The organism is Dietzia timorensis (assembly GCF_020742175.1).
Lineage (GTDB): Bacteria > Actinomycetota > Actinomycetes > Mycobacteriales > Mycobacteriaceae > Dietzia > Dietzia timorensis_A.
The window spans coordinates 1-10,176 of the sequence record NZ_DYXM01000038.1 but is presented as its reverse complement, the minus strand read 5'-3'; the positions used below and the strand labels follow the sequence as shown (position 1 = coordinate 10,176).

Below are 10,176 nucleotides of genomic sequence, written 5' to 3'. Positions count from 1 at the left end.
CCCGCCGAGCTGGTCGGCCTCTGCTGCCGCGAGTCCCTGCCACAACTCGCCGATAATCTCGCCCTCTTCGCCAAGCGTGCACGTGACGTTGACGACGTCCGCGCCCGCCTCCGCGAGCAGAGCGAGGGTGCCGCCGGTGAGGATCGTTTCGTCGTCGGGGTGCGCGTGCACCGCCATGACCCGTAGCCCGCGCAGGTCGGGGATGTCGCTGTCGCCGGTCATCTCGTCCTCCAGGAATCTGCGGTCGAATACAGTTCGCGCCCGGTGGGCCGGGTGGAGGCCTCACCCGCCGGGAACGCGAACCCGTCGAAGGTTGGCGAGGTACCGAGGAGGCGCTTTCCGAGGAACAGCGGAACCGCGATCGACGCCTGCGTGACCAGATCGTTGACCTGGTCCGGATAGTTCGGCTCGATCTGGGTACCGGTCGGGCGCGGCGCGCTGTCGCCGGGCCCGAGCGCCCCGATCCCGCTCGCCGTCGCGTTGCGTTGCGCGGTATCGAGTGCGGAATCGATTCGCTCGTCGCAGATGCCGGACAGGTTCGAGGCCCGAGACGACCGGAGCACGGGCTCCCCCGACTTCGCGGTCGGCAGCGGCACGGAGATCACCGGTTCGTCGTTACTTTCGGCGTCTGCCTCTTCCTCTTCTTTCGCCTCCGCGGCGGCCTCGGGATCGGCCGGTGTCGTCGTGGCCTCGCCAACCTCCTCGGATGCGCTGTCGATCGGCGGCTGCAGCTCGGTCACGGTCGCCGGCGCGAGCTGCGGCGGGGTGCTTTCGTCCGCGTCCCCGTTGACGAGGTCTTCGATTTCCTGGCGTGCCTGCGAGGGGGTGCGCTCGGCGGTTTCGGGGACGCAGCGGTACCTGGCATCGGCGGCGGTGAGCGGATCACCGGTCACCGGAGACCACGTCACAACCCCACTGACCAGACCGTACGGTAACGCCCCGGAGTAAAGATTCTCGTCCGAGAGCTCCCACACCCTCGCATTGATCCCCTCTGCGCGGAGGCTGTCCACCACAGTCGACGCAGCGACCAGCGTCGCCTCGTCACCCGCCACAACCCCCAGAGTGACGTCGAGCGGCCGGCCATCTTTCTGCCATGCCCCACCGTGTTGTTGTACGTATCCCAGCCCTTCGAGCTGGGTCTCGGCCTCCGCGATTTTCGGGGCCTGCGGGGCGTGGACGTTTGCCGACACCGGGAAATCGGTGACTTTGGTGTTTGCGGTGCCGCTGACAATCTGGCCGACCGCGGCGGCATCGACTATGTCCGAGAGCGCCGAGCGAAGGCGTGCGTCGCCGAGGCCTTCCGCGCTGGTGTTCCAGGACAGCGTGAGCTGATCGCCGCCGAGCGCCTGCGCGGTCTCGAAACCGCCGACGGTGTCGAGAACGAGCCTATTTATCTCGGAATCGGTGACTGACACGAGCTTCGCCGAGTTTGCGCGCGCCGCCTGACCGAGCGTTCCCTGGTCGCGGGCGAGGCGGATGACGATCTGCTCGGCGTCCGCGGGCTCGGCCCAATAGCGGTCATTGCGGGCGAGAACCATCTGCCCGATACCCATGTCGGCGCTCTCGACGGTGAATGGGCCGCCGCTCGCGGGCGCGCCCTGAGCAAGGATGCTTGCGAAAGACTGGGCGTCGTCGCCCATGAGATGTGCGGGAAGCAAATTCGCGAACAGCTCCCGCCACTGCGGGTACTCGCCGTCGAAGGTGACGTCGATGCTTTTGCCGCCGGCTCCGGCCGAGATGTTCGTGATGTGTCTATACCCGTTGACCCCGACGGTGCCTGGGAAGGTCGACACGTTTCGCCACATGTAGCGGAAGTCCTCGACGCCGATGGGGACGCCATCCGACCACTGCGCCGAGGTGTTGATCTCGTACCTCAGCGTGAACGGCCGATCCGAGACTTGGGTGACCTCGGTGATCAGATCACTGTTGCGCTGCATCCGCCCGTCGGCGGTGCGTTCGTAGGCGCTGGGCAGAGTCAGCGCGGCGAGCAGCTCGGTATCGGCGCCGAGGTCCGAACGCAGGTGCGGGTTGAATCCCTGGTCGAGACTATCGACCACGACCGAGAGCGCATCCGCGGACAGCGGCACGCTCGCTGGCCCTTGGGCTCCGACAACCCGCGGGGGTGGCGGATCCGCGACACATGCCGCGAGCAGGACCGGAAGGACGGCCACCGCGCCCATGCGCAGCGGCCATCTCGACCGGTTCCTCGCCATGTTCGATCCTTGCTCGCCTAGTTGCTCGCCTGCTGTTCCCGCGACTTCGCGCGGGAACGGTCACGCGCGCGCTCGGAGGAGTTGAGCAGAACCTTGCGGACGCGAATGACGTCCGGGGCAACCTCGACGCACTCGTCGCCGGCACAGAATTCCATCGCCTCTTCGAGGGACAGCGTCTTCGCCTTCGCGAGCGTCTCGGTGGCGTCCGAGGTCGCCGAGCGCATGTTGGTGAGCTTCTTTTCCTTGGTGATGTTCACGTCGAGGTCCTCGGCGCGCGGGTTCTCCCCCACGACGACGCCCTCATACACCTCAGCGCCGGGCTGGATGAAGAAGTCGCCACGATCACCGAGGTTGAGAAGCGCGAACGCGGTCGCCTTGCCCGCACGGTCTGCGACGAGCGAACCGGTGTGGCGGGCGCGGATCTCGCCTGCCCACGGCTCGAAGCCGTGCGAGACGGAGTTCGCGATGCCGGCGCCACGGGTTTCGGTCATGAACGCCGTGCGGAACCCGATGAGCCCGCGGGCGGGAACGATGAACTCCATGCGCACCCAGCCGGAGCCGTGATTGCTCATCTGCTCCATCCGGCCCTTACGGGCGGCCATTAGCTGGGTGACGGCACCGAGGTGTTCCTCGGGGGTGTCGATGGTCATCTGCTCCATCGGCTCGTGCACCTTCCCATCGATCTGGCGGGTGACGACCTGCGGCTTACCGACGGTGAGCTCGAAGCCTTCGCGGCGCATCGTTTCGACAAGCACGGACAGCGCCATCTCGCCACGGCCCTGCACCTCCCAGTCGTCGGGGCGCTCGGTGTCGAGAACCTTCAACGACACGTTGCCCACGAGTTCCTGGTCCAGGCGGGCCTTCACCATTCGTGCGGTGAGCTTGGATCCGCCGTTTCGGCCTGCCAGGGGCGAGGTGTTCACACCGATCGTCATCGAGATCGCGGGCTCGTCCACGGTGATCGCCGGAAGCGCGATCGGGTTCTCCGGATCGGCGAGAGTGTCGCCGATCATGATCTCGGGGATACCGGCGACGGCGACGATATCGCCGGCCACGGCCTCCTCGGCGGGTACGCGCTCGACGCCCTTGGTCTTGAGCAGTTCGGAGATCCGCACCGAGGAGGTCGACTGCTCGCCGTCCGGGGTGTGGTGAATCCACGTCACGGTCTGCCCCTTGCGCAGGGTGCCGTTGTGCATGCGAACGAGGCCGATACGACCGAGGAAGTTCGAGGCGTCGAGGTTGGTCACGTGGGCCTGCAGCGGCGCGCTCGCGTCCCCTCGCGGAGCAGGAATGACGTCGTACAGCAGTTTGAAGAAGTCGTCGAGGTTCTCCGCGTTCGGCTCAGAGCCGTCTGCCGGCTGCTCGATGGAGGCCTTGCCCGCGCGCCCGGAAGCGAACACGACAGGCAGCTCGAGTGCCTTCTCGGCGGCGGCCTGTGCGTCCGGATCTTCCAGGTCGGCCGCGAGGTCGAGCAGAAGATCCTGAGCCTCGTCGACGACCTCGCCGATCCGCGCGTCCGGACGGTCGGTCTTGTTCACGACGATGATCACGGGAAGCGACGCTGCCAGGGCCTTGCGCAGGACGAATCGAGTCTGCGGCAGCGGCCCCTCGGACGAGTCGATCAGCAGCACGACGCCGTCGACCATGGAAAGACCGCGCTCGACCTCGCCGCCGAAGTCGGCGTGCCCTGGGGTGTCGATGATGTTGAGCACGAGATCGCCCCCATCTGCACCCCCTCCCTTACGGAACACCGCGGTGTTCTTCGCGAGAATGGTGATGCCCTTCTCGCGCTCGAGATCTCCTGAGTCCATGACTCGGTCGACAAGCTCGGAGTGTTCGGCGAAAGCGCCCGACTGCCGGAGCATGGCGTCGACCAAGGTTGTCTTGCCATGGTCGACGTGGGCGACGATGGCGACGTTACGGAACTCGGTACTGGTCACGAAAGTGTTCTCCTATAAGGCGCAGCACAAAAATGCCCACACCCGGTGTTGTCGTATTGAGCGAATACATGCTCACGCATGCCACCAAGGAAGCTCGCAGCCTCTCGGGCGAACCCACATCGGGAGGGGCGACACGCTCTCGCGTCGCCTGAAACGACTCTCTCGGCCTTACGAGATTACCGCACTACCCACCCTGGGCCATTAGTCGCGAGCCGCTAAAACGATATGATCTTGCGAGAGATAGAACACGTAGGGCCTCGTCCCTGCGGAGGGAATTCGATGGATCATCGCCACTCGAATTCACTACAACCACAGAAAACAACAGTCTTCACTTCGGTAAGATTTACATCACACATAACATTTGACACAATCGTCACAGTTGTTTGTGTTCCAAGCTGCGGCGCGAGCCGCAGGTGATTCAAAAGGATGGACACCGTGAACCGACGCCCATTGTCTGGCCTCGCCCGTCGCTCCGTGGTCGCACTCGGGGGGCTCGCCCTCGTCGCTACGCTGACGCCGGCCACCGCCGGCGCCCAGGTCCTCGACGAGCTCGGCCGCCCGAACGAACAGATCCTCGGCTCGGTCGAAGGCACCGTCCAGAACCCGGCGGTTCCGGAGAACATCCGCTCTTCCGCCGAGCAGCTCATCGCCTTCTTCCGTGGCGAAGGTGAGCCGGGCGTCGGCATTCCGGAGAACGGGCCGGCCATCGCCCAGTTCCTCTACCCGACCGTCATGGAGAACTGCATCGACGGCAACTCCTCCGCTGTCGGCACCATCACGGCAGTCCCCGGACCGGCAGAGCTGCCTCTCCCGGGCGTCCCCGAGCACCAGACCGCTTTCGTCTTCACCGCGCTCGGAACCGGACCGGTCGCCGAGAACCAGATCGAACCGCTCGTCGTCGATTGGTTCAACCCGACCAACGGCCGTCGCGGTTCCACCGAGCTCGGCTTCAACGGCATGAATCCCGAAGGCCCTGCGACCGTGAGCGGTGTCGCGGACACCGGCGGCGGACAGGTACTCGCCGTCCTGCGGGGCGGCCTCACCACCGCCTTCGACGGCGGCGAAGCCAATTGCCGCGTAGCCCCGACCGTCGGAATCATCCCGGTCACCTAGTTCGTAGATGGCCAACGCCCGTATAGGGCGACACAGCCACGCGAGCAAGAACCAAGCAAGACAAGAAAGCGGTCGCTGCCGGAACATCTGTTCCCCCAGCGACCGCTTTCTTTTACCTACATCGTTACGACAGCGCGGGGATAACCTTCTTCTCGAAAAGATCGAAGCTCTCCCGACTCTCCCCCAGGTCCGGGAAGTAGCAGACTGCGTAGTCCATCCCCAGCACCTTCATTGCATCGAGCTTCTCCGCGACCTGCTCCGGGGTGCCGTGCCCCGGCATGCCACGGAAAGAACGAAGCTGCTGTTCCGCGGACTCTTCGTCGACGAGTCGGACCATTCGGTCGCGCAGCCACGCCTCACGGTCCGCCACCTCGGCCTCGGTCTCGCCAATGAGGATGTTGTAGTTCGCGCTGCGGGTGATCTGCGAAAAGTCGCGGCCGATGTTGTCGCAGTGCGCCGCGAGAACCTCCGACTTGTGCTTGAACCCCTCCGGAGTGCCGTCAAAATTGGTGTAGTCCGCATACCGCGCTGCGATCCGCAGCGTCTTCTTCTCGCCGCCGCCGGCGATCCACAGCGGGATTCCCCCATCTTGCGGAGGTAGCGGGAAGCATTTTGCGTCGTCGACCGTGTAGTGCGTCCCGGCGAGGGTCGCGGAGCCGATGGTCCACGCCTGCCGGAGGATGTCGACGCCCTCGGCGAGCATCCCGAGTCGCTCTCCTGCGGACGGGAATCCGTATCCGTAGGCATTCCACTCGTGTTCGTACCAGCCGGCACCGATGCCCATCTCGACGCGGCCTCCGGCGATCGCGTCCGCCGTCGCGGCGAGCTTCGCCAGATACATCGGATTCCGGTAACCCATGCACGTACACATCTGCCCAAGGCGTACGCGAGAGGTACTCGCTGCGAGCGCGGAAATCAACGACCACGCCTCGTACACCGAGGCGTCCTCGACAAAAGGTGCGGAGTGGAAATGGTCGTAAACCCAGACCGAATCCCACACTCCGCCGTCATCGATAGAGGTAACAAGGTCTCGCATTCGCGGCCAATGCTCGGCTGGGTCGATGCCGTCGAGGTCGAGTCGCCAGCCCTGCGGGATAAATGTTCCGAATCGCATGCGCACGAGAATACAGGTGTCACTAGTCACACGAAGCGCTGTCAGCTTGAACCCACTCTTACGTACATGCTTGTATACAAGCATGTCTGGAACACAGCCCGCAGCATCCCTCGCCTACGAGGCGGTGAAGAAGCTGATCCTCGACGGCGAGATCGCCGGCGGTGACCTCATCAGCGAAAATGCCCTCGCAGGTCAGCTCGGAATGAGCCGCACACCCATGCGTTCGGCGTTCCAGCGCCTTGAATCCGAGGGCTGGCTCACGCTTTATCCGAAACGCGGCGCAGTCGTCACGCCCGTGACCTCGACCGAAAAGCGCGAGGTTCTCGAAGCGCGGGTCGCGATCGAGGCGCATGCCGTCGCATCGATGCCCGGCGAAGCGAGAAGAACTCTGCACACCGAACTCGTCGATATCGCGAAGTCCCAGTCCGAGTCGGTTGCCGCGCGAAGCCTCACCGACTTCTCCGAACTCGATGTGCGCTTCCACCGTGCGATCGTCGCAGCCGCGGGCAATTCGGTAATTCTCGGTTTCTACGACTCGCTGCGCGAGCGTCAGCGACGCATGGTCGAAAGTTCCGTGCACGCTTCCGCTCACTCCACCGAAGCGATCGGCCACGAGCACCTCGATCTCGCCGAGGCCGTGGCGCGCGGCGAAGCCGAACGGTTCACCAGCATGCTGCGCTCGCACCTCGAGCGCGTACACGAGGTCCGCCTCTCCAACGACGACGAAGGAGCGAAATAATGACCACGACGATGTCCCCCACCACGGCGCGCAGCGAGTCGCCGCGCCTGCTGGACAAGGCCCCGCCGTGGGCTCTCCTCGCCGCGACGATGTTTCTCATCGCGTGGGGTGGTAACCAGTTCACGCCTCTTCTGGTGTTCTATTCGGGCGAAGGAATCGACAAGGTCGTCGTCAACAGCCTGCTCTTCGCTTATGTCGTCGGCATCGTTCCCGCACTCGCGATCTCGGCACCGCTGTCCGACAAGTTGGGTCGGCGTCCGATCGCGCTCCCCGCGCCCTGGATCGGCATCGCGGGCTCGGTTTTCCTCGCCATCGGCGGCGACGCCCCGCTCATGCTCGGTATCGGCCGCGTGCTCTGCGGCGTCGCACTGGGCATCGCCATGGCGGTCGGCGGCAGCTGGCTCAAGGAAGTCTCCTCGCCGCCGTACGACCTCGCCGCCGACGGGCTCGCCGGCGCACGCCGTCAGGGCCTCGCACTCACCGCCGGGTTCGCTGTCGGCGCCGCGGTCGCCGGCGTACTCGCGCAGTGGGCGCCCGCACCGCACGTTCTCCCCTACCTCGTGCATATCGTGATCTCGATCCCGTTCGCGCTCGCCCTGAACGCCGTGCCCGAAACTCTCGAGCGCCGCACCCCGGCGTCAACCCCCGAGAATGACGGCGGAGTTACAGCAGCCGGCACTGCCGACAAGCCTGCGCCGATCGCCACCCACTTCGCCGCGCCGCGTTTCCTTCTCGTGGTCGCGCTCACCGCTCCCTGGGTCTTCGGCACCGCCGGCGTCGCCTACGCAATCATCCCTGGACAGCTCGCAGACAACGTCCAGAGCGCGCCCGTCGCGTTCTCGGCCCTGCTGTGCGTCCTGACGCTCGGTTCCGGATTCGTCGTTCAGCAGCTCGCGCGCCGCATCTATATCCCCGGCTCGATCATCCTCGCCAAGCTCACCTACGCGCTGATTCTCGTGGGCATGATCCTGGCGGTGGCGACAGTGCTCCTTCTCGATTCGGTAGTCTGGTCGATCGCCGTGGGCATCGTCGCGTCCATCGTCCTCGGCAGCGCCTACGGTATGGCGTTGCAGTGCGGACTGTTGGAGGTCCAGCGATACGCGCACAACTCCAACCTCGCGGCTTTCACCGCAGTGTTCTACACCCTCGCCTACCTCGGATTCGGCTCCCCCATGATCCTTTCCGCGCTCTCCGGCGTCGCGTCCTATCCGGTCATGCTCGGGGCCGGCGCCGTCATCGCCGCCGCTTCGGGAATATTGATGTTCGTTGCGGTAAAAATGCGCGATCGTCGGTGATCACCACCTACCGTTAAATCGCTTAACATGCAACGATCAAGAAATACGCCGCCCAAAATGAACCCGTCACATGCAAATAAACCTGAATAGCGCATTGGAATCAATTGTATTTCGCCTTGGTAAACATGTGTGGGAAAGGTGGAAAATACTCAGGTGCGCCGGTAGAGACTATGTGAGAGGTACTTGAGCGGACGCGGACGTACTCGATTCACGAGACCGTCGATCTGCATCGTGAACACATCGTCCAAATGATTAGCGAATCCAGGTGTGCGAACGAGCGAAAGTTTCTCAAAGCTAAACAGCAGGGAGGATTACAGATATGAACGTGAAGAAGACACTCGCGTACCCCGCCATCGTCGGCATGCTCGCACTCTCCGTCGCCGCGTGCAGCGACGACAATGACGTTGCCGGCCAGGCCGGCGACGCTGCGAACCAGGCGACCTCCGCCGCGGGCGAGGCCGGCGCCAGCGCCACCGAGGCGGCCGGCGACGCAGCCGCCTCCGCCACCGGCTCCGACTCCGAAGGCGGAGAAGGAGAGGGCGCCAACGGCGAGACCGCCGAAATCGAGGGCCCGGACGGACCCGTCGAGGTTCCGAAGACCGTCGCAGACAAGTACGAGGAGCTCGGTGGCAAGACCGGCTACCTCGGCGCACCGACCGGCGAGACGCAGACCGTCGGCGAGGGCCAGCGTCAGGACTTCGACGGCGGCACGATCTTCGTCGATCCCGAGGGCAACGCCTACGTCGTTCAGGGCAAGATCCTCGAGCGCTACGAGGAGCAGGGCGGGCCCGAGTCCGAGCTCGGCTGGCCCACCGCGGACGAGAAGCCGCAGGAGGGTGGCTGGATCTCCACGTTCCAGAACGGCAACATCACCTTCGTCAACGGCGAGTACGGCGAGTAATCACTCTTGGCGCCACGCCAGACGGCGAGCGGCCCGCCGCATCCCCCAGGAATGCGCCGGGCCGCTTTCTCATTTCATAAGGTGAATCTCGCGTAGGCTGGCGTACCTGGGAAGATCGGCGGTTCGAAAGGCGGGAATGGTGGCGGACTCTACTTCTACAGATTCGCCCTCCCCCAAGCCGGAAAATTCCCGCGCCCCGATTGCCACGCACGTCATTTTCGTCCTGGCCATGCTCGGCGGCTTCGGCCCGTTTGCGATCGACACCTACCTGCCGGGCATGCCGGGAATTGCTGACGAGTTCGGCGCCTCGGCTACCCTCACCCAGTTCACCCTCACAGGGTTCATGCTCTCGCTTGGGCTGTGTCAGCTCGTCATAGGTCCGCAGTCTGATCAGCTCGGCAGACGTCGACTCCTCCTCGTCGGCGTCGGCGGCTCGGCCCTGGCGTCCATCCTCTGCGCACTCGCACCAAGCATCTGGGTCCTTATTCTCGGCCGCGTCCTCCAGGGCGCGCTCGGAGCGGCGGGAGTGGTCCTGTCGCGGGCGATCATCGTCGACCTCGGCAAGGGCGTCGGCATAGCGAAGGCATTCGCCACGTTAATGGCGGTGCAGACCCTGGCGCCGGTACTCGCGCCCATCGCGGGCGGCATCATCGTTCCCACCTTCGGCTGGCGTGCGTCGTTCTGGTTCCTCGCCGCCCTTTCTTCAGTGTTGTTTGTCGCGACTTTCGCCTTGATCAAGGAATCGCTGCCGCCTGCCGAACGGACCTCGGGCGGCGTGCCCAACGCCCTCAGGTCGATGGCAGGCCTCCTCCGCTCTTCGGTGTACGTGGCCCCGCTCGCCGCTTTCGTGAGCACCTTCGG

9 protein-coding genes are annotated in these 10,176 nt (G+C 64.9%); 5 read left to right on the top strand and 4 right to left on the bottom strand.

All coding sequences use genetic code 11. The features are described from left to right. The 3 genes from K8V11_RS01940 to typA form a co-directional block, all read right to left on the bottom strand. Positions 1–204 (bottom strand): PIG-L family deacetylase (locus K8V11_RS01940; protein ID WP_303910528.1); only part of this gene is annotated, 204 nt, incomplete at its 3' end. Positions 205–218: 14 nt separating this feature from the next. Next, positions 219–2,213, bottom strand: coding sequence for an ABC transporter substrate-binding protein (locus tag K8V11_RS01935; protein ID WP_303910526.1), 1,995 nt, complete (start codon positions 2,211–2,213; stop codon positions 219–221). 17 nt (positions 2,214–2,230) lie between these two features. Continuing rightward, entirely contained in the window at positions 2,231–4,153 is a 1,923-nt protein-coding gene (gene typA, locus K8V11_RS01930) for a translational GTPase TypA (RefSeq protein WP_303910525.1), read from the bottom strand. A 435-nt stretch (positions 4,154–4,588) separates the two neighbouring features. Here typA and K8V11_RS01925 point away from each other — a divergent pair, with 435 nt between their 5' ends. Further along, positions 4,589–5,266 carry a hypothetical protein gene (locus K8V11_RS01925; RefSeq protein WP_303910524.1) on the top strand — a complete coding sequence of 226 codons (678 nt, stop codon included), beginning with the start codon at positions 4,589–4,591 and terminating at the stop codon, positions 5,264–5,266. 124 nt (positions 5,267–5,390) lie between these two features. Here the strand turns inward: K8V11_RS01925 and K8V11_RS01920 are convergent, their stop codons facing one another. After that, the gene (locus tag K8V11_RS01920; RefSeq protein WP_303910523.1) at positions 5,391–6,380 is read right to left on the bottom strand and encodes an LLM class F420-dependent oxidoreductase; all 990 of its coding nucleotides are present in this window, start codon (positions 6,378–6,380) and stop codon (positions 5,391–5,393) included. 82 nt (positions 6,381–6,462) lie between these two features. Here K8V11_RS01920 and K8V11_RS01915 point away from each other — a divergent pair, with 82 nt between their 5' ends. The 4 genes from K8V11_RS01915 to K8V11_RS01900 form a co-directional block, all read left to right on the top strand. Further along, positions 6,463–7,119, top strand: coding sequence for a GntR family transcriptional regulator (locus K8V11_RS01915; RefSeq protein WP_303910522.1), 657 nt, complete (start codon positions 6,463–6,465; stop codon positions 7,117–7,119). Then, entirely contained in the window at positions 7,119–8,414 is a 1,296-nt protein-coding gene (locus K8V11_RS01910; RefSeq protein ID WP_369693020.1) for an MFS transporter, read from the top strand. Before K8V11_RS01915 ends, K8V11_RS01910 begins: the two co-directional genes overlap by 1 nt. A gap of 319 nt (positions 8,415–8,733) precedes the next feature. Continuing rightward, complete coding sequence (locus K8V11_RS01905; protein WP_303910521.1) at positions 8,734–9,315, top strand: LGFP repeat-containing protein; 582 nt, start codon at positions 8,734–8,736, stop codon at positions 9,313–9,315. Between the two features lie 139 nt (positions 9,316–9,454). Beyond that, on the top strand, positions 9,455–10,176 hold a 722-nt coding region (locus tag K8V11_RS01900; RefSeq protein ID WP_303910520.1), incomplete at its 3' end, for an MFS transporter.

Coding starts and splice junctions, on each gene's coding strand:
- K8V11_RS01935 (WP_303910526.1), bottom strand. CDS start 2,213: ATGGCGAGGAACCGGTCGAGATGGCCGCTGCGCATGGGCGCGGTGGCC.
- K8V11_RS01920 (WP_303910523.1), bottom strand. CDS start 6,380: ATGCGATTCGGAACATTTATCCCGCAGGGCTGGCGACTCGACCTCGAC.
- K8V11_RS01915 (WP_303910522.1), top strand. CDS start 6,463: ATGTCTGGAACACAGCCCGCAGCATCCCTCGCCTACGAGGCGGTGAAG.
- K8V11_RS01910 (WP_369693020.1), top strand. CDS start 7,119: ATGACCACGACGATGTCCCCCACCACGGCGCGCAGCGAGTCGCCGCGC.
- K8V11_RS01905 (WP_303910521.1), top strand. CDS start 8,734: ATGAACGTGAAGAAGACACTCGCGTACCCCGCCATCGTCGGCATGCTC.